Origin of the sequence: Caulobacter sp. 17J65-9 (assembly GCF_010975005.1) — a bacterium.
Classification (GTDB): Bacteria; Pseudomonadota; Alphaproteobacteria; order Caulobacterales; family Caulobacteraceae; genus 17J80-11.
The window spans coordinates 1-609 of the sequence record NZ_JAAIVC010000348.1 but is presented as its reverse complement, the minus strand read 5'-3'; the positions used below and the strand labels follow the sequence as shown (position 1 = coordinate 609).

Sequence of the window (609 nt, the reverse complement as noted above, 5' to 3'; positions counted from 1 at the left end):
GCCCGCGCCCCTGCGCGCGGCCGGCGCCGCCGCCGACCTGGCCCTGGCGGTCATGCCCGGCGGCAAGCGCCTGCGAAAACTGCTGCGGCCCGCCCGCCGGGGCGACCCGCGCCATCCGGCCCCCGAACCCGGCCACATCCACGAGCACGGGCGGGGCTTTTGACCTGCCCCTCGAGCGGCTGCTCGAGATCATCGCCGCCCACGCCGGCCCCGACGGGACCTGGGAGTTCAGCTACCAGACCCTGGCCGACGGCGGAAAGGCAGACCCTCGCCAGATCGAGATCGCCCTCGCCGAGCTTGAACGCCGCGGGGTGATCAAGGTCGAGCGCTGCGTGGTGACGCTTCTGCGCGAGCCTGGCGATTAGCTCTCAACCGTATGTCCCGACGAAAGCCGGGACCCAGATTCATCCACGACGGCCGGTGGGCTTCACCTGGCCCCCGGCTTTCGCCGGGGCGCACGGAACAGGGCGGGCTCCGCCTCTCCGGCGAAAGCCCGCGCTCCCTCACTGCGGCGAGGTCGATCCCGCCGGCGGGGGCGTGCCCGTGCCGGCCGGGGCGCCGGCGGGCGGGGTTTCGGTCGGCGGGGTCGCCGGCATGGCGGTTCCGGGC

Annotated in this window: 1 protein-coding gene; it reads left to right on the top strand. The window is 75.0% G+C overall.

Annotated features, from left to right (window positions below):
- Positions 1–365 (top strand): hypothetical protein (locus tag G3573_RS21885; RefSeq protein WP_163263708.1); only part of this gene is annotated, 365 nt, incomplete at its 5' end.
- Positions 366–609 lie beyond the last annotated feature (244 nt).